Annotated in this window: 18 protein-coding genes and 1 other RNA gene; 5 read left to right on the top strand and 14 right to left on the bottom strand. The window is 66.1% G+C overall.

Translation table 11 applies throughout. The annotated features are described in order from the left end of the window. Positions 1-4: 4 nt before the first annotated feature. Entirely contained in the window at positions 5-1,132 is a 1,128-nt protein-coding gene (prfB, locus tag ASF09_RS12740) for a peptide chain release factor 2 (RefSeq protein ID WP_060526781.1), read from the bottom strand. A gap of 105 nt (positions 1,133-1,237) precedes the next feature. Next, positions 1,238-3,757, bottom strand: a complete 2,520-nt coding sequence (locus ASF09_RS12745) for a penicillin-binding protein 1A (RefSeq protein ID WP_060526561.1) — start codon at positions 3,755-3,757, stop codon at positions 1,238-1,240. A 627-nt stretch (positions 3,758-4,384) separates the two neighbouring features. Here ASF09_RS12745 and hrpB point away from each other — a divergent pair. Both hrpB and ASF09_RS12755 read left to right on the top strand, forming a co-directional pair. Next, on the top strand, positions 4,385-6,907 hold the full coding sequence (hrpB, locus tag ASF09_RS12750) for an ATP-dependent helicase HrpB (protein WP_060526562.1): 2,523 nt from the start codon (positions 4,385-4,387) through the stop codon (positions 6,905-6,907). Positions 6,908-6,916: 9 nt separating this feature from the next. Further along, the gene (locus ASF09_RS12755; protein WP_060526563.1) at positions 6,917-7,198 is read left to right on the top strand and encodes an ETC complex I subunit; all 282 of its coding nucleotides are present in this window, start codon (positions 6,917-6,919) and stop codon (positions 7,196-7,198) included. Positions 7,199-7,282: 84 nt separating this feature from the next. Here the strand turns inward: ASF09_RS12755 and ASF09_RS12760 are convergent, their stop codons facing one another. Genes ASF09_RS12760 through ASF09_RS12775 form a run of 4 tightly spaced genes read right to left on the bottom strand, consistent with a single transcriptional unit; the run spans position 7,283 to position 9,914 of the window. Then, positions 7,283-7,786: an NUDIX hydrolase gene (locus ASF09_RS12760; protein WP_060526564.1), complete on the bottom strand. Its 504-nt coding sequence runs from the start codon at positions 7,784-7,786 to the stop codon at positions 7,283-7,285. Further along, positions 7,783-8,448: a TPM domain-containing protein gene (locus ASF09_RS12765; protein WP_060526782.1), complete on the bottom strand. Its 666-nt coding sequence runs from the start codon at positions 8,446-8,448 to the stop codon at positions 7,783-7,785. Before ASF09_RS12765 ends, ASF09_RS12760 begins: the two co-directional genes overlap by 4 nt. A gap of 1 nt (position 8,449) precedes the next feature. After that, on the bottom strand, positions 8,450-9,307 hold the full coding sequence (locus ASF09_RS12770; protein WP_060526565.1) for a TPM domain-containing protein: 858 nt from the start codon (positions 9,305-9,307) through the stop codon (positions 8,450-8,452). 10 nt (positions 9,308-9,317) lie between these two features. Further along, a complete protein-coding gene (locus ASF09_RS12775; RefSeq protein ID WP_060526566.1) occupies positions 9,318-9,914 on the bottom strand; it encodes a LemA family protein in 597 nt (198 codons plus the stop codon). 122 nt (positions 9,915-10,036) lie between these two features. Here ASF09_RS12775 and mscL point away from each other — a divergent pair, with 122 nt between their 5' ends. Further along, entirely contained in the window at positions 10,037-10,507 is a 471-nt protein-coding gene (gene mscL, locus ASF09_RS12780; protein ID WP_060526567.1) for a large conductance mechanosensitive channel protein MscL, read from the top strand. Positions 10,508-10,658: 151 nt separating this feature from the next. On the opposite strand, the gene ASF09_RS12785 is transcribed toward mscL, so the two are convergent. Further along, a complete protein-coding gene (locus ASF09_RS12785) occupies positions 10,659-11,090 on the bottom strand; it encodes an RrF2 family transcriptional regulator (protein WP_060526568.1) in 432 nt (143 codons plus the stop codon). Between the two features lie 100 nt (positions 11,091-11,190). Between ASF09_RS12785 and ssrA the strand changes: the two genes are divergently transcribed. Beyond that, positions 11,191-11,546: a transfer-messenger RNA gene (gene ssrA, locus ASF09_RS12790) on the top strand. Between the two features lie 71 nt (positions 11,547-11,617). Here the strand turns inward: ssrA and ASF09_RS12795 are convergent. The 6 genes from ASF09_RS12795 to ASF09_RS12820 form a co-directional block, all read right to left on the bottom strand. Then, a complete protein-coding gene (locus tag ASF09_RS12795) occupies positions 11,618-12,352 on the bottom strand; it encodes a hypothetical protein (protein WP_060526569.1) in 735 nt (244 codons plus the stop codon). 115 nt (positions 12,353-12,467) lie between these two features. After that, on the bottom strand, positions 12,468-12,866 hold the full coding sequence (locus tag ASF09_RS12800; protein WP_162237256.1) for a response regulator: 399 nt from the start codon (positions 12,864-12,866) through the stop codon (positions 12,468-12,470). Between the two features lie 119 nt (positions 12,867-12,985). Continuing rightward, the gene (pnp, locus tag ASF09_RS12805) at positions 12,986-15,406 is read right to left on the bottom strand and encodes a polyribonucleotide nucleotidyltransferase (RefSeq protein ID WP_060526571.1); all 2,421 of its coding nucleotides are present in this window, start codon (positions 15,404-15,406) and stop codon (positions 12,986-12,988) included. Between the two features lie 223 nt (positions 15,407-15,629). Beyond that, complete coding sequence (rpsO, locus tag ASF09_RS12810) at positions 15,630-15,899, bottom strand: 30S ribosomal protein S15 (RefSeq protein ID WP_055881152.1); 270 nt, start codon at positions 15,897-15,899, stop codon at positions 15,630-15,632. A gap of 18 nt (positions 15,900-15,917) precedes the next feature. After that, positions 15,918-16,943, bottom strand: coding sequence for a tRNA pseudouridine(55) synthase TruB (truB, locus tag ASF09_RS12815; RefSeq protein WP_060526572.1), 1,026 nt, complete (start codon positions 16,941-16,943; stop codon positions 15,918-15,920). 144 nt (positions 16,944-17,087) lie between these two features. Continuing rightward, positions 17,088-17,663, bottom strand: coding sequence for a thymidine kinase (locus ASF09_RS12820; RefSeq protein ID WP_060526573.1), 576 nt, complete (start codon positions 17,661-17,663; stop codon positions 17,088-17,090). 28 nt (positions 17,664-17,691) lie between these two features. Between ASF09_RS12820 and ASF09_RS12825 the strand changes: the two genes are divergently transcribed. After that, positions 17,692-17,901 carry a hypothetical protein gene (locus ASF09_RS12825; protein WP_156359352.1) on the top strand — a complete coding sequence of 70 codons (210 nt, stop codon included), beginning with the start codon at positions 17,692-17,694 and terminating at the stop codon, positions 17,899-17,901. A gap of 303 nt (positions 17,902-18,204) precedes the next feature. On the opposite strand, the gene rbfA is transcribed toward ASF09_RS12825, so the two are convergent. Next, positions 18,205-18,594 (bottom strand): 30S ribosome-binding factor RbfA, encoded by a 390-nt coding sequence (gene rbfA, locus ASF09_RS12830; protein ID WP_060526575.1) that lies wholly within the window; start codon positions 18,592-18,594, stop codon positions 18,205-18,207. Between the last annotated feature and the right edge of the window lie 50 nt (positions 18,595-18,644).

The following is an 18,644-nucleotide window of genomic DNA, read 5'->3' on the forward strand; positions in this document are numbered from 1 at the left end:
AAGCTCAATCGACGTCCTCCACCTCGACGGCCTCGCCGGTCACGCGCTGCGACAGCGCCGCCGCCATGAACATCTCGAGGTCGCCGTCGAGCACGTCCGACGGGCTGGTCGAGACCACGCCGGTGCGCAGGTCCTTCACCATCTGGTACGGCTGAAGCACGTACGAGCGGATTTGGTGCCCCCAGCCGATGTCGGTCTTGCCGGCGTTCTCGGCATTCGCCGCAGTCTCGCGGATCGCCAGTTCGCGCTCGTACAGACGTGCGCGGAGCTGATTGTACGCCTCGGCCTTGTTCTTGTGCTGCGAGCGCTGGTTCTGGCACTGCACGACGATGCCGGTCGGAATGTGCGTGATGCGCACCGCCGAGTCGGTCGTGTTGATGTGCTGGCCGCCGGCGCCCGACGCGCGGTAGGTGTCGATGCGCAGGTCGCTCTCGTTGTACTCGACCTCGATATTGTCATCGACGACCGGATACACCCAGACGCTGGCGAACGACGTGTGCCGCCGCGCCGCCGAGTCGTACGGGCTGATCCGCACCAGCCGGTGCACGCCGCTCTCGGTCTTGGCGTAACCGTACGCGTTCTCGCCCTTGAGCAGCAGCGTCGCGGACTTGATCCCGGCCTGCTCACCCGAATGCTGGTCGACCAGTTCAACCTTCAGACCGTGGCGCTCGCCCCAGCGCGAATACATCCGGCTGAGCATGCCTGCCCAGTCCTGGCTCTCGGTCCCACCGGCGCCGGCGTTCACCTCGATATAGGTGTCGTTGGCATCGGCCTCGCCCGCGAGCAACGCCTTGATCTTGTCCCGGTCGGCCCGCGCGGCGAGTTCGGCGAGCGCGGCGACGCCGTCCGCCTCCATCGCGGTATCGCCTTCGGCCTCCGCCATCTCGATCAGCTCGGCGGTGTCGCTAAGCTCACTTTGAATCGCACGCGTTGCGCTGATCGCCTCGTCGAGACGACGACGCTCGCGCATCACCTCCTGCGCGGCCTTGGGATCGGACCAGAGCGCCTGATCCTCGACGCGCGCGTTCAGCTCGTCGAGACGACGCAGCGCGCGGTCCCAGTCGAGGAAGCGGCGCAGCAGCGCCAGCGCGTCGTTGATGGTGTCTACGTGAGCCTGCGCTTCGGCGCGCATGATATTCTCCAAAAATTCCGTCTTCCCGGCGGAGGCCGGGATCGCCGTCCCAAGCGAGCGGGGCGGGTCTCCGGCGGGCGCTGGGATGACGTCTATATAAGCGCGCTAGTAGATTCCGCCTTGTCTTTGCAAGAAATCGCTGTCGCGCAGGGCTTCGGCCTTCTTCACCGCGGTCGTCGTCGTAGCAGCCGTGGGGGCGACATCGGAGCGTCGTGCGGCACGCCGTGGTTCGCTCTCGGGCTTGAACGCTTCCCAGATCACCGCGGGTTTGGGATCGCTGGTGTCGGGCCACGTGCCATAGACCGGACGGCCGCTACCGCGATCGATCCGGACCATGCGGATCCCGGCAGGTGCGCGGAACGGCAGCTTGGGCAGGTCCTCATACGCCTTGACCGCGAACTGCTTGAAGATCGGCGCGGCGAGCGTGCCGCCCTGCGCTGCGCCGCCAAGGTTCTTCGGCGTGTCGAACCCGATATATAGGCCGCCGACGAACTGCGGCGTGCCCCCGACGAACCACACGTCGGTCGGGCCGTTGTTCGTGCCGGTCTTGCCGAACATCGGCCGGTCGAGATCGCGCAACGTCACCGCAGTGCCGCGCTGGACCACGCCTTCGGTGATGTGGACCATCTGGTACGCGGTCATCGCGTCGAGCACCTGGCGCTGACGCGTGATCGGCCGCGGCATCGGCTTGCCGTCCCAGTCAGGCGCGTTGCAGCGATCGCAGGGCCGCCAATTCTCGGGCCAGATCACCTTGCCGTGGCGGTCCTGGACGAAGTCGATCAGCGACGGCGGGCCGCCCTTGCCGTTGTTGGCGAGGATCGAATACGCGTTGACCATCCGCCCGACGGTCGTCTCGCCGGCGCCGAGTGCGTAGGAGAGATACGGCGCATAATCGCCGACGCCCATCTTCTTGATCGTCGCGACGACTTTCGGCATGCCGGTCTGCGCGGCGGCGCGCACCGTCATCAGGTTGCGCGACTGCTCGATGCCCCAGCGCATCGTGTGCGGGCCGGACCCGCGCGAATTGCCGAAGTTGCGGAAGCATTTTTGCCCGAGCCGTGCGCCCTGATAGACGCAGAACGGCCCGTCGACGATGATCGACGCGGGCGTCATGCCGTTGTCGAGTGCGGCGGAATAGACGATCGGCTTGATCGTCGAACCCGGCTGGCGCATCGCCTGAGTCGCGCGGTTGAACGCCTGCAAGCGGTCGTCGAAGCCGCCCTGCATCGCCAGAACGCGGCCCGACGCGGGCTCCTCAACGACGAACGCGCCCGAGACCTTGGGAATCGCCCGCAGTGAGAACTCTCCGCCGTCGGGCGCTACCGCGATGATGTCGCCAACCTTGATCGCGCCGAACGCGTTGCCGCCCTTGCCGCGCACCGGCATTTGCGCGGCGTAGCGCGGCAGCGTGCCGGTCTTGCCGGTGCGGAAGCCGAGGCTCCACGTGTTGCCGTCCTTGCCCGTGACGATCGCCGCGACCCAGTCCCGGTAATCGAGCGCGATGTTGCTGTTGAGCAAAGGCTGGAGCCAGTTGTCGTCCTCGATCTCGACATGGCGGATCGGACCGTTCCAGCCGCGCCCGCTGTCGAACCGCACCAGACCATCGCGCAACGCCTGCTGCGCGAGATCCTGCAACTTCGCGTCGAACGAGGTCCGCACCCATAGGCCGCCCGAATAGACGCTGTACGGACCATCCTTCGCGTTCTCGCCGAACTTCGCCATCAGCTGGCGACGCACTTCCTCGACGAAATAGCCGCCGACGCTCTCGAACTTGGGCGTGCGCCGCATCACCGCACCGAGCGGCTCGGCATTCGCCTGGTCATGCTGCGCGCGCGTGATGAAGCCGTTGTCGAGCATCCGGTTGAGCACATAGTTGCGCCGCGTCATCGCCTTCTCGGTGTTGCGCACCGGATCGTAGTTCGACGGACCCTTGGGCAGGATCGCGAGATACGCCATCTGCGCGAGATCGAGCTGGTCGAGCTCCTTGTCGAAATACGCATGGCTCGCCGCCTCGACGCCGAACGCGTTACGGCCGAGCGCGATCTGGTTGAGGTACAGCTCGAGGATTTGCTCCTTGGTCAGCGTATCCTCGATCTTGTATGCCAGCACCGCCTCGCGCAGTTTGCGCGATGGCGAATAGGCGTTGCCGATCAACAGGTTCTTGGCGACCTGCTGGGTGATCGTCGAGCCGCCCTTGGCGCGCTTGCCGGTGCCGAGCTTGGTCGCATAGTCATACACCGCGCCGGCGAGGCCGGGATAATCGACGCCGTGATGTTCGAAGAACGACTTGTCCTCGGCGGCGAGGAACGCCTTCACGAGCAGCGGCGGATATTCGGCGTAGCTGAGCTCGACGCGGCGTTCGCGGGCATAGCTGTGGATCGGCGCGCCATCGATTCCGCGGACATTGGTCGGCAGCGGTGGCTCGTACGTCCGCAGCGTGTCGACCGACGGCAGGTCGCGCATGACCGCAAACCAGAACGCGAAGATCGCGACGAAGCCAAGCACCACCAGCACCAACGCCGCCTTGGTCCACCGACTCGCCCACGCGCGCGCGACCCTGCCGCGCAGCCGGTCGGAAGTGCGGCCTGTCGCCGTCGTCGAGGTGGGGGAGGGATCGGACGCCATGATTACTGCCGCAGCGTCTAGCAGGTTCGCGGGCGCTTGCCAGCCTTCGGTGGTGTGGTGGTTGGGACAGGGCGGGGGGTGAGGGGGCGTAAGGCGCGGCCCGTTGCCTGCACACCTCCCCGGCGAAGGCCGGGGCCCAATTGGAAAGGTCGATGTAACGAGAAGCCGCCCGAAGTTACTGCCGTCCCCGATTGGGCCCCGGTCTCCGCCGGGGTGGTATTATCGCCGTAGGGTTGCATCGTTAGCGGGCTGAGCTTCCCACTCCGTCACCCCGGACCTGTTCCGGGGTCCACCGTTCCGCAAACTCCAAGGCCGGCGAGCCTGCGGAACGGTGGATGCCGGAACAAGCCCGGCATGACGGAGGAGGGGACGTAACCCCGCTCCCAAACGGTCGCCAACTTCTCGATCCTCCCACGCCGGGGGGAAGTGGCACGGAAGGTGACGGAGGGGAGGACACGGAGATGAGGTCGTCGCTTACCGCCCCCTCCGTCAGGCAAGTGCCTGACACCTCCCCCCTGGCGGGGGGGGAATCGAAAGCGCGCAATCATCGGTTTGAACCCGCACCTTCCCAAGGGACCGCCCAAGCAAAACCTGTCGCCAACTCCGCTACTGTGGCAGCAGGCGCGCATGACCGCGCCGCCGCTCCCGATCCTAGCCGTACTTCCCGAACTTCTCGCCACCCTTCGCGACCGCACTTCCGCGGTCCTCGTCGCCCCTCCAGGTGCGGGCAAGACCACCGCAGTAGCGCCGGCTCTCCTCACCGAACCCTGGTGCACCGGCGAAATTCTCCTCCTCTCCCCCCGGCGCCTGGCCGCGCGTGCTGCCGCCGAACGCATGGCCTCCACCGCGGGCGAACCCGTCGGCCAGACCTTCGGCTACGCCACCCGCATGGACAGCAAACGCTCCGCTGCCACCCGCGTGACGGTCATCACGGAGGGCATCTTCGTCGCACGCATCCAGGCCGATCCCGAACTTGCCGGCGTCTCGGCCGTGCTGTTCGACGAAGTCCACGAGCGCAGCCTGGATGGCGATTTCGGCCTCGCGCTGGCGCTCGACGTTCAGGCCGGCTTCCGCCCCGATCTCCGCATCGTCGCGATGTCCGCAACCTTGGACGGCGCAAGGTTCGCCGCACTCATGGACGGCGCCCCCGTCATCGAGAGCGAAGGCCGAAGCTATCCGCTGACCCTCCGCCACATCGGCCGTCAAGCCGAACTCCGCATCGAGGACTCGGTCGCCGCCGCGATCCGCCGCGCACTCGGCGAAGCGGAGGGGGGCGTGCTCGCCTTCCTTCCCGGCGTCGCGGAGATCGAACGCACCGCCGACCGTGTCGCCAATCTGTCCAACGACATCGTCCTGCACGAACTCCACGGCAGCCTCGACCCCGCAGCGCAGCGCGCCGCGATCCTGCCCGAACCAGACGGACGGCGGAAGGTCGTGCTCGCCACCAGTATCGCCGAGACCAGCCTGACGCTCGACGGCATCCGCATCGTCGTCGACTCCGGCCTCGCGAGACGCCCCCGCTACGACCGCGCCGCCGGCATGACGCGCTTGGTCACCGAACGTGCGAGCCAGGCGGCCGTCACGCAACGCGCCGGCCGCGCCGCGCGCCTCGGGGCGGGCATCGCGTATCGCTTGTGGGAAGAAGCTGCGACTGCCGGCCTCCCACGCTACGACCCGCCTGAAATCCTGGAGGCGGACCTGTCTGCGCTGGTGCTGGCGTGCGCGCTGTGGGGCGTGGGCGATCCGCGAGACCTCCGTTGGATCGATCCGCCCCCCGCCGCGGCTATCGACGAGGCGATGGCGCGGCTGACGACGCTGGAGGCGATCGAGGATGGCCGCCCAACTCCGCATGGCCGCGCGATCGCCAAGCTGCCGATGCCGCCGAGACTGGCGCACATGCTTCTGCGGGCGGGTGAGCGCGGCTTGGCGCCGGTTGCAGCCCAGATCGCAGTCCTGCTCGGCGAACGCGGCATTGGAGGTCAGGACGTCGATCTAGAAACCCGCCTCCGCCGCTGGAAAACCGAACGTGGGGCCAAGGCGCAAGCGGCAAGAGCGATGGCCGATCGCTGGGCGCGCCTTGCTCCCCTCCCGCTTGCGGGAGGGGTTGGGGGAGGGCGCGACATACCCCAAGCGCGCGGCATTGCTGGGTCAGCCCCTCCCCCGACCCCTCCCGCAAGCGGGAGGGGAGCAGAGGTTTGCGTTGCGCTTGGCTTCCCTGACCGGGTCGCACGCCGCCGTGACCCGTCCGGCGAAACCTGGGCGTCGGTCGGCGGCCGCGGGTTCAAGCTCGACCCGACCTCGCCGCTCGCCCGCTCCGAATGGCTCGCCGTCGCCGACACGCAGGGCTCGGCGGCCGGCGCGCGCATTCTATCAGCCGTGGCGATCGAGCAGGCGACCGTCGAAACCCTCTTCGCCGACCGCATCGACTCCCGCCGCACCGTCACGTTCGACCCGACGACCGGCGGCATCCAAACCCTCCGCGAACGCCGCCTCGGCGCGATCCGCCTGTCGAGCGGCCCCGACAGCGGCGCCGACCCCGACGCGATCCTCGCCGCGCTCATCGACGGCGTCCGCGAGCACGGCTTCGCGCTGCTACCGTGGAGCGATGGCGCCCGAGCCCTGCGCGACCGTGCCGCCTATGCGGGCGTACCGCTCGACGACGAAACCCTGCTCGACCGCGTCGACGAATGGCTCGCCCCGCTCCTGACCGGCAAGCGCCGACTCGACGCGATCGTCCCCGGCGCGCTCGCCGAAGCCTTGCGCAACCTGCTCGGCTGGGACGCGATGCAGACTGTCAACCGCCTCGGGCCACCCGACTTCACCAGTCCCGCCGGCAGCACGCATGTGATCGATTACGCAGCCGAAGGCGGCCCGCGCGTCGAGCTCCGCGTCCAGGCCCTGTTCGGCCTCGCGGTGCATCCGACGATCGGGGAGGCCCGTGTGCCGCTAGTGTTGAGCCTCACATCCCCCGCCGGCCGCCCGATCCAGACGACGCGCGACCTCCCCGGTTTCTGGGCGGGCAGCTGGACCGCGGTGGCGAAGGAAATGCGTGGCCGCTACCCCAAGCACCCCTGGCCCGACGACCCCGCCGCGGCGTCCGCCACGCTGCGCACGAAAAAGGCAGATGCAAGGGCCGCCGGTTCGCGATAAGGGGGACTCATGCCAACCGCCCGTATCTTCCAACGCCCCAAGAACGCCATGCAGTCCGGCAAGCACCGAACCGACGCCTGGCAGCTCGAATTCGAACCCTCGGAGCCCAAGCGCCCCGACCCGCTCACCGGCTGGGCCGGCAGCGGCGACACCCGCGACCAGCTCCGCCTGCTGTTCCCGACCGCAGAGGCGGCGATCGCGCACTGCGAGCGCGAGGGGGTCGGCTACACGGTAGTGCCGGCGCCGCAAAAGACTCTGAAGCTGCAGAGTTACGCCGACAATTTCAAGTAAGCCGCGGGCGTCCCACTAACTTGTTCTCCCGCGAAGGCGGGAGCCCAGTCTGGGTCCCCGCCTTGGCGGGGAAACAACTGTCGGTTAGAGAATCGATCCCGCCAGGATCAGCAGCATCTTGGTGTCGATCGCCACGCCCGCCTTCCGCTTCTCGGCCACGAACGCCGGCACGTCCGCCAGCGGCACCCGGTGCACGGTGATATTCTCGTCGCCATCGCCGCCGCCATCGCTCACCTTCGTCAGCCCGGTCGCGCGGACCAGCGTGAAGCATTCCGACGTCATCCCCGGCGACGAATAGAACACCCCCAGATCCTCGATCGCGTCGGCGCGGTAGCCGGTCTCTTCCTCCAGCTCGCGTCCGGCCGCCACCGCGACGCTCTCGCCCGCGGTCTCGTCACCCACCAACCCCGCCGGTAGCTCCAGGCAAGCCCGCCCCAACGGCACGCGGAACTGCTCCACCAGGATCACATCGCCGTCGTCGATCGCGATGATCACCGCCGCCGCGATCTCGCCCTGGCGCGCGGCGAATTCCCACGTGCCCTCGGTCTGCACGGTCAGGAATTTCCCGGCCCATACGGTCTTGCTCATAGTTCGATCAGCCTGTCCGGAAGTTCGTTCACCGGCGCACCGGTCCGCGGAAAATGCTCGGCCAGCACCGCGCCGATCTGCGCGACGGCATCCGCCATGCCGTCGGCGGGACGATCGTCGCGCACGCCGGCCAGCACCGCCGCCATCGCCGCACCCCAGGTCTCGTTCGGCACGCGCGAGTGAATCGCGTCGTCGGCGATGATCTCGGCACGGTGCTCGGCCAGCGACAGGTACAGCAGCACGCCGGTCGAGCCCTTGGTACGCTTCTCGGCACCCGCACGGAACAGGAGCAGAGCCCGCCGCCGCACGCGCCGCGCCTTGGTCGCGCCCGGCGTCAGCGCAAGCCGCGCCGGTGTCCACGCCAGCACCAGCCGTACGCCCAAGAACACCAAGGTCACCAGCACGAGTGCCACCACGTACAGCGCACCCTGCGGTGCCGCTTGCCAGGGATCGACCCGCGCATAGATATGGTCCGCCGCGACCGGGTGATATGCGAGCAACGCCAGCGTCAGCAGCATCGCCAGCACGCCCCAGTGCATCGACACGTCATGATAGGCATCGGACTGCCGTGCGACAATCGTGACGATCTCGCCGGTCGTCGCGGTCTCCGCCCGGGTGACCGCCGCGGTGACGCGGTCGTGGTCGGTGTCGCTCAACCGCATGTCACCATCCCCCCGATGCGCCGCCGCCGCCGCCGGATCCACCGCCGCCGCCACCAAAACCACCGCCGCCCCAGCCGCCATCACCGCTGTCGCCGCCACCGCCCCAGCCTCCGCCGCCGCCACTACCGCCGCCACGAGTCATCGCATCGGCGATGCTCCACAACACGATCGGCAAGGCGCCGCTGCCACCGCTCCAGCTGCCGCCATCGACGTAATGCTTGCCGCCCGCGCGCCGCGAGATCATTGGAATGACGATCGCCGCCAGCACGATCCCGAAGAAGATCAGCCCGATCGGCACGCCGCCGCCGCCCGAATTGGAGCGACGATGCGTCTTGTCATACTCCGCCGCTGCCGCCGTGACTTTCGCGCGTGCCTCGGCATCAGGCAGCGCAAGCTGGTCCGCGACCGCGTTCGTCCCCGCGACGATGCCGCCGGGGATGTCGCCCGCCTTGAAGCGCGGCAGGATCTGCTGGTTGATGACGACGCTGGAGAACGCATCGGTCAGCACCGGCTCGAGGCCGTAGCCGACCTCGATCCGCACCTTCCGGTCGTTCGGCGCGACGAGCAGGATCGCGCCGTTGTTCGCGTCCTTCAGCCCGACGCCCCAGCTCCGCAGCAGGCGATTGCCGTAATCCTCGATCGGATAGCCTTCGAGATCGGGCACCGTCGCGACCACCAACTGGTTGCCGGTCGTCTTTTGCAGGTCGTCGAGCCGCTTGGTCAGCGCCGCTTCCTGATCGGGCGGGATGACGTTCGCGGTGTCGACGACGAAGCCGGTGAACTTCGGGAAGGTCTGCGCGGTTGCGGCGCCGCTTCCCAGCAGCACCGCGCACGCCAGCGTCAGGAGATGGCGGAGCATGATGCCCCGATCAGCTCGCGTTGCCGAAGTTCACCGTCGGTGCGGTCTCGGCACCCGGCGTGGTGGCCGAGAACGGCACCATCGGCTTGGCACCGTAGAAGATCTTCGCGCCGACCGCGTCGGGGAAGGTGCGGATCTTGGTGTTGTACGCCTGCACCGCGCCGTTGTAATCGCGCCGCGCGATCGTGATGCGGTTCTCGGTGCCCTCCAGCTGGCTCATCAGCGTGGTGTAGTTGGCCTGGCTCTTCAGCTCGGGATACGCCTCCTGCAAGCGCTGGAGCGACACGCCGACCGCACCCTGGACGCGCTGATACTGCTCCATCTTCGCCGGATCGGACAGATCGGCGGCCGAAACCTGCACGGAGTTCGCGGCGGAGCGCGCCTGCGTCACTTGGACGAGAATGTCCTTCTCCTGCGCGCCCGCGGCCTTCACGGTCGCGACGAGGTTGGGGATCAGGTCGGCGCGGCGTTGATAATTGTTCTGGACGTCGGCCCAGCGCGCCTTTGCGGTCTCTTCCGCGGTCGGAATGCTGTTGATCCCGCATCCGGCCAGCGCCGATGCGAGGAGGATGGCGGCGGTACCGCGGGCGATTGGGGCACGTGACATCGGGGCTCTCCTGAATACCTGTATCACCCTCATAGGACAGTCGCGAGGGTTGGCGAAACCGAAATCGGTGGTTAGCGTCGGTGGTGCAACAGAGGGGGCGTAGATGCTCAAGGAATTCGCCGGTGTTTAAAGAATTTAAGGCGTTCATCATGCGCGGCAACGTGCTCGATCTCGCCATCGCGGTGATCATCGGCGCGGCGTTCGGCAAGATCGTCACCTCGCTCACCGACGACGTGCTGATGCCGGTGATCGGCAAGATTTTCGGCGGGCTCGATTTCTCGAGTTATTTCTGGCGGATGGGGCCGGTGCCGGCGAACTACGTCGGCTCGTTTAGCGATTATGCGGCGTTGAAGAAGGCGGGGGTGCCGTTGCTCGGATATGGCGCGTTCGCGACGCAGCTGGTCAATTTCGTGATCGTCGCGGGGATCATCTTCATGATCCTGCGCGTGGTGAACCGGACCGCGGCGCTGATCGAGCGCGAGACGGCAAGGTTGAAGCGTGAGGAAGAGGCGGTTGTCGTCGCACCGGCGCCGGAGCCCGTCGAGATCGCGCTGCTCCGCGAGATCCGCGACGAGTTGAAGGCGCGAGGGTAACGACAGCCTGTCCCTCTTCCCCTGCGGGGAGAGGGAGGGAGGAGCCGTAGGCGACGGAAGGGTGAGGGCTTGAGGCTCGGGACGTTACATCCCAACGCCCCCTCATCCGGCGCTGCCGCGCCACCTTCTCCCCGGGGGGAGAAGGATAGAGTTACGCCGCTACGAGATCCTCGGCGTTGGCATCCGCGAGGCTCGTCCCATCCAGGATCCGCGCGGTCTCGTCCCGAACGCGCATCATCGCATAGCGGATCGCGCAGTCGGCTTCGCTCTTGCAGTCGAGGCACGGGCGGTATGCGGTCCGGCTTACGCACGGTACCAGCGCTAGCGGCCCCTCGATGATCCGGATGATCTCGCCAAGCGAAATCAGATGGCTCGGCCGCGACAGGCGATAGCCGCCCATCTTGCCGCGATGGCTGTGCAACAGGCCGGACTCGCGCAGGTCGGCGAGGATCAGCTCGAGGAATTTGCGTGGCACGTTCGCCTCGGCGGCGATCCGCGTCATCGGGATGGGAGGGCCACCGGCGGGGGCGCCGCCAAGGAAGATCATCGCGCGGAGCGCGTAGCGGGAGCGCTGCGTCAACATAATGCAGGTTGCTATGCACGCGCTTTGTGGCGAGCGAAAGGCGGTTTGGCACGCTGCATGCTAGACTGTCACGTTAGGTAATAAAAAAGCCGTCGGACTCGGGCTTTTCATCGCGCTGTGTCGCGCCTATATCGGTTATGCCGTCGGGGGAATCTTCTCTTGGCGGCTATGGCGATAAACCGTGGCGTGTCATAGACACAGCGGACCCGGGGGCAGTACCCGGCGACTCCACCACCGCCCTCTTCGCAAGAGGGGGACGATGACGGGGTCGAACTAGGATCGACGTGTGTTCAACGACGCTATGTTTCGCTCGGAATGGGACCACCGCAACGGCCCATACACAAGTGCCAACGATAACGAAGCACTCGCAATTGCCGCATAACTGACGGTCTAACGACCTAGGTTATACGGACGAAAGCGCGGTTCGGGCCACACCGGGCAACAGAAGTGGACACCGGCGGTACGGGGGGCACCGAGCAACAGAAGCTCCCCACTATTCCAGCATTTGCTCCGATCACGTGACCCAATCACGCAGCAAGGCGCTCGACCACCCGCAGCACGGGCAGGCTGAAGCCGAGCGGACCGACCAGAACATTGGTCACGACCAGCACGCCACCACCCCAGTAATAGGCCGGATGTATCTTCCCGCGTACGCGCAGGTCGAAGATCATCCCCGCGATCACGAACACCGCCATCGACGCGAACACCGCAAGCGGCGCGAACTTGCCCAGCTGCGGCATCGGCAGGAGCCGCCCAAGCGCCGGCGACATGACCAGGATCGTCCCGCACAGCATCAGCCGCTTGTGCCATGCCGCCTGTTTGCGCAGCGCGATTGCCCAAGCAGTGAGGATGCCAAAGCCGATCACTCCCAGCACATCGAGCACGAGGAAAATGCCCGGCGGGAAGAACGGCGGTACGCGGTGCTGCTGGATCGCCATGACGGTGGTGACGATGCCAAGCACGACCATCGTCAACGCGATACCCGCGCCCAGCACCCCCAGCTGGCGATGGCGCGTGATCGAACCGCGCACGATCAGCCAGTTCTGAACGACGTAAAGTATGATCCATGATAGAAAAGCGGCGGCGTGCACATGAACTTGGATGGGTAACGCAAAGAACGTCCAATGCATTCGCGCGGCGTTAACCGTGAAGCCTAGGATCACCGTCGCCGCGATCGCTATCGCCATGCCGAGGAAGAAGCGCCGCTCGCTGGCGAAGGCGTTTCGCGGTGTGCCCGCCAAAGTGTTCGCTGCCGCCATCATGCCGCCCCCACGAGTCGATGTTCAGGGGCGGAGGGTGATCCCAATTATCGTGGGCGGCAACGACTATCGTCGGCGGCGCGGATCGAGGCCAGTAACCGCGACATCGCTATCAGGTCTATGCGGGCACTGTCTGTCCGTGCTGGAGCATCTGGCTGAGCTGCGCCTTCGTATAGGGCTTTTGCAGAAACCGCGCAGCCGCGGGGAGGGCGGACGACGCACCGTTGTCGGCGCCCGAGGTGACCAGGATCGCGATGTCGGGACGTTGCGCGTGGACCGCATGCGCGAGGTCGATCCCGTTTAGAGCTCCCGGCATGCGGACATCGGTGAACAGGGCGGCGATATCGGGCCGTTCCTTGAGCTTGACGAGTGCGTCGGCCGCATTGGTCGCTTCGACGACTTCGTAGCCGGCATCCTCCAGCGCGAGGTTGGAATGGACACGGACGAGCGCGTCGTCGTCGACGATCAGTATGACAGATTTGCGAATGGCGTTCATACCGGTTCGAACTTCCGGCATGCCGCTCCGTTCCGACATTAATCGTCTTATCGGACCATAACGCGGCAAAGCGAGCCTGACATGAGAAAGGGGCCCGGTCTCCCGAGCCCCTCCATCAATTGCCGTTAGGCGGCAAAGGCTTAGTCGCGATCGCCGGTCAGGAACGCCGGAGCGAACTCGGGAGCCTTGTCGCCGTCGGTGCGTGCAGCACGCTCGCCGCCGCCGTTTCCGCCGCCGTCACGACGCGGGCCGCGGCCACCGCCGTTGCCGCCTGCGTCACGGCCGCCATCGCCGTCGCGACGCGGGCCGCGCGAGCCGCGGTCACCGCCTCCGCCTTCGCCGCGCGGACCACGACCACCGCCGCCACCGTTGCCGGCGTCACGGCCGCCATCGCCGTCACGACGCGGACCGCGCGGACCACGATCGCCACCCTCGCGGGGCTCGCGTGCAGGACGCGTGTCCTCCAGCTCTTCGCCGGTCGTCTGGTCGACGACGCGCATCGACAGGCGAACCTTGCCGCGCGGGTCGATCTCGAGAACCTTGACCTTGACCTCCTGGCCTTCGGTCAGCGCGTCGGAAACCTTCTCGACGCGCTCGTTCTTGATTTCGGACACGTGGACGAGACCGTCCTTGCCACCCATGAAGTTCACGAACGCCCCGAAATCGACCAGGTTGACGACCTTGCCGTCATAGACCTTGCCGACTTCGGCTTCCTCGACGAGGCCCTTGATCCACTTGATCGCGGCTTCGATCTGCGCGGGGTCGGACGACGACACCTTGATCACGCCCTCGTCGTCGATGTCGACCTTGGCACCGGTCTGCGCGACGATCTCGCGGATCACCTTGCCGCCGGTGCCGATGACTTCACGGATCTTCGACTTGTCGATCTGGAAGCTCTCGATGCGCGGTGCGTGTGCCGACAGTTCCTCACGGGTGTGGTCGAGCGCCTTGGCCATCTCGCCCAGGATGTGCGCGCGGCCTTCCTTGGCCTGCGCCAGCGCCTTGCCCATGATCTCCTCGGTGATGCCGGCGATCTTGATGTCCATCTGCATCGTGGTGATGCCCTCGGACGTGCCAGCCACCTTGAAGTCCATGTCGCCGAGGTGATCCTCGTCGCCGAGGATGTCGCTGAGAACCGCGAAGTTCTTGCCCTCGAGGATCAGGCCCATCGCGATGCCCGACACCGGACGCTTCAGCGGAACGCCGGCATCCATCATCGACAGCGAACCGCCGCAGACCGTCGCCATCGACGACGATCCGTTGCTCTCGGTGATGTCCGACAGAACGCGGATCGTGTACGGGAACTCTTCCTTGGTCGGCAGCACCGGGTGCAGCGCGCGCCATGCGAGCTTGCCGTGACCGACTTCGCGACGACCCGGCGCACCGAAGCGACCGACTTCACCGACCGAATAGGGAGGGAAGTTGTAGTGCAGCATGAAGTTTTCGTACGACAGGCCGTTGAGACCATCGATCATCTGCTCCGCATCGCGCGTACCGAGCGTGGTGGTGCAGATCGACTGCGTCTCGCCGCGCGTGAACAGGGCCGAGCCGTGCGTACGCGGGAGGAAGTGGACCATCGCCTCGATCGGACGGATCTGCGTGGTGGTGCGGCCGTCGATGCGGGTGCCGTCCTTGAGGATGGCGCCGCGGACGATCTCCGCCTCCAGCTTCTTCATCAGCTTGCCGGCTGCCATCTGGTCCTGCGGCGACGCGTCCGCAAATGCGGTCTTGCCCTTCGCACGAGCGGCATTCAGCAGGTCCGAACGCTTGGACTTGTCGGTCACCTTGTAGGCGGCCGCGATGTCCTTGCCTATCAGCTTCTTCAGCTTGTCCTTGGCGGTCGAGAGATCAGCCTGTTCGGCCATTTCCCAAGGATCCTTGGCAGCCTTCTCGGCCAGATCGATGATCAGGTTGGCGGCTTCGCGGCAGGCCTTGTGGGCGAACTGCACGGCGCCGAGCATGATCTCTTCCGAAAGCTCCTTGGCTTCCGATTCGACCATCATCACGGCCTGGCCGGTGGCGGCGACGACGAGGTCGAGATCGCCAGCCTTGGCTTCTTCCAGCGTCGGGTTGAGGATGTACGCGCCATCGACATAGCCGACGCGCGCTGCGCCGATCGGGCCCATGAACGGCACGCCCGAGATCGTCAGCGCGGCCGATGCGGCGACCATCGCGAGGACGTCCGGCTCGTTCTCGCCGTCATACGACAGAACCTGGCAGATCACGTTGATCTCGTTGTAGAAACCCTCTGGGAAGAGGGGGCGGATCGGGCGATCGATGAGACGGCTGGTCAGCGTCTCCTTCTCGGTCGCGCCGCGCTCACGCTTGAAGAAGCCGCCGGGGATGCGGCCGCTCGCGGAGAACTTCTCCTGGTAATGGACGGTGAGCGGGAAGAAATCCTGCCCTTCCTTGACGGTCCGTGCAGCCGTCACGGCGCACAGAACGACGGTCTCGCCGAGGGTGGCGAGGACTGCGCCGTTTGCCTGGCGCGCGACGCGGCCGGTCTCGAGCGTCAGCGTCTTTCCGCCCCACTGGGCGCTTACGGTCTTGGTATCGAACATTCTTTTTCCTTCACTCCGGTCGCCAGATGCGAACGGGGCCTATGTGCGGGCTTAGCCGGCCCGCGGCGGTGTGGGATGAATTGTCATCCCAGGAGGGGTGGCCGAATTGCCGCCGCTCCAGTTCCTTGTTCCCCCGCTAAGGCGGGGGCCCAGTCTGGACTCCCGCCTTCGCGGGAGAACAACCCTATATACGAAAACGGCCCCCCGAGGGGAGCCGTTCGTGTTACTTGCGGAGACCGAGCTTCGCGATCAGATCCAGATAGCGCTGGCCGTCCTTGTGACGGAGATAATCCAGCAGCGTCCGGCGCTTGTTGACCATCATGAGAAGACCACGACGCGAGTGGTTGTCCTTCTTGTGGCCCTTGAAATGCTCGGTCAGGTTCTTGATGCGCTCGGTCAGGATCGCGACCTGGACTTCCGGCGAACCGGTGTCACCCTCGGCGCGCGAATGCTCCTTGACGAGCTCGGTCTTGCGTTCAGCGGTAATCGTCATGAATTCATGTCCTCGACATCACAGATTGAAACCGCGAACGACCCGGACGTCTCCGTCCTCGACCTCGACCAGCGCGACCGGGACAGCGTCCAGTTCGGCGAAGTATTGGCCATCGTCTGCGGCGATCCCGGCCAAGATACGCCCCTGTCGGAGCGCCCCTGCCTGGTCGGGGGTGAGGGAGAGAGCCGGGATGTCGTCCAGCGCCACCCTCAAGGGCAGAAGTACATCTTCAAGCGCGTTGCCTCTAGCGAGTTCGTCCAGTTTGTCCAGCGATATCGCGGCGGTGAGGTCGAACGGGCCGGCTTTGGTGCGGCGGAGCATCGTGACGTGGCCGACGGTGCCTAGGGCGATCGCGATGTCGCGCGCGAGGGAACGGATGTAGGTGCCCTTCGACACATGCGCGGTAAGCGTGAACTCCTCCAGGGGAGTGTGGGGCAGGGGGGCCTCCTGCAATTCCTCCCCGGCACGGGGAGGGGGACCGCCGTCCGCTTGGACGGCGGTGGAGGGGGGCTCGCCACCAGCGGAACGCCCGCGGAAGCCCCCCTCCACCAGCTGCGCTGGTCCCCCTCCCCGTACCGGGGAGGATAGCGAGTGAATCGTCACGGCGCGGCTAGCCAGCACTACCTCGTGTCCCGCCCGCGCTAGGTCATAAGCCCGCTCTCCATCCACCTTCAGCGCTGAATAGGCGGGCGGGACCTGGGAAATCGGCCCGGTGAACTGCGCGAGAACCGCCTCCACCGCCACCAGAGTCGGTCGCACGTCGGAGGTAGCGATGCTCACCCCCTCGGCATCGAGCGTATCCGTCTGAACCCCGAACATCACCGTAAAGTCATAGATCTTGTCGCTATCGAGCATCCGCCCGGCCAGCTTCGTCGCCTCCCCGACGGCGATCGGCAGAACCCCGGTAGCGAGCGGGTCGAGCGTGCCCCCATGCCCCACCTTGAACTTCCCATACCCGCCGCTCCGCAAAGCCCGCTTCACCGCCGAAACGCCCTGCGTCGAGCCAAGCCCCAGCGGCTTGTCGAGAATGATCCAGCCATGCATGCGTATAAGTCCTAGAGCTTAGTTGAAGCGGGAGCGGTCCCCACTCACTCCGTCATCCTGACGAAAGTCAGGACCCAGAGCCACAAAAGACGGTGTCCGGTACCCTGGGTCCTGACTTTCGTCAGGATGACGGGAGTGGGGGCGTTACGCCAACGCCTCGGTAAAATGCCGCCGACACAGCGCAACATAGCGATCGTTCCCGCCAATCTCGGTCTGCTGTCCCTCGGCAATCGCCCGCCCGTTCTCATCGACCCGCAGGTTCATCGTAGCTTTCCGCCCACACCCGCAGACCGACTTGATCTCCACCAGCGAGTCCGCGAGCGCCAGCAACCGCGCCGACCCCGGAAACAGCGCCCCCTGGAAATCGGTCCGCAACCCGTACGCCAGCACCGGTATACCAACCATGTCGCAGATATGCGCGAGTTGATCGACCTGCGCGGACGTCAGGAACTGCGCCTCATCCACCAGTACGCACGAGATCGCGTCCTCGCCGTGCTGCCGAACCACGCAGGCCCCGATATCCGTCCCCGCATCGAACGCGATCGCCGGCGCCTCCAGCCCGATCCGCGACGTGATCGTCCCCGCCGCGAACCGATCGTCGATCGCCGCCGTGAACAACATCGTCCGCATCCCCCGCTCGCGGTAGTTGAAGTCCGCCTGCAACAGGTTCGTCGACTTCCCCGCGTTCATCGAGGCGTAGTAGAAATACAGCTTGGCCATGCTAGTCTGGAAGCCGGAAGGACCGACTATGTCCAGCGAAATTCCAAACGCCTTGTATCCCGTTATCGTTGTTCAGGATCGCTATCAGGGTGTTTATAGCGGCGGGAAATGGCTCGCGATCGCCGTAGCGGACACTGTGGAGTTCGGCTTGCCGCGCGCATCTTGGGCACTGGAGTTCGGGCCAAATGCTGGCGACGTCGATGCGGCCATGTTTGGATGGGCGCACCTGACTGGATAGCTGCCGCTGCTACGCCCAATGCCGCGTTAGATGCGCTGCTCAGCCGATCCAACCCTGATATTCCCGTTCGTCCTGAGTAGCTGCTGAGCTTGTCGAAGCGGCGTATCGAAGGATGGGTTGGCGCGGGGAATCTGTGCTTCGATACGAGCCCTCGATACGGCTCTTCGAGCCTACTCGGTCTCTACTCAGCACGAACGGAAGAGGGAGACGAGGGCGCGAGGAGCGGAGGAACGGGAAAGGCAGTTGCCCGACCAGCCGTAGCTCCCGACTGACTACAAGCGCGGGGGTAGCAGTCCGACAGAATCAATCTTCCGCCAGATCCCGCGCGATATGCGGGTCACGCAGCAGCGCCTCGATGTGCGTACCCTCGTCGAAGCTCTCGTCCGCGAGGAACTTAAGCTTGGCGGCATACCGCATCTGCACACGGTTCGCGACTTCGCGCTGAAGGTAGGCGGTGTTGGTGCGCAGCGCCTTCAGCACCTTTTCTTCGTCCTTGCCGAGCAACGGCTTCACGAAAACGGTGGCGTGTCGGAGGTCGGGGGACATGCGGACTTCGGTGATCGTCACGAGGTGCTTTTCGAGCACCGGATCGTGGACATCGCCGCGCGCGAGGATGTCGGACAGCGCATGACGCGCTTGCTCGCCGACTCGCAACGAGCGGACGGCTTTTGCTTCTGGGGTATCGGTCTTCATTCTTTTAACTCCCTCGCCCCTCCGGGGAGAGGGTGGGGGTGAGGGGCTGC

The organism is Sphingomonas sp. Leaf242, from assembly GCF_001422045.1.
Taxonomy (GTDB): Bacteria; Pseudomonadota; Alphaproteobacteria; order Sphingomonadales; family Sphingomonadaceae; genus Sphingomonas.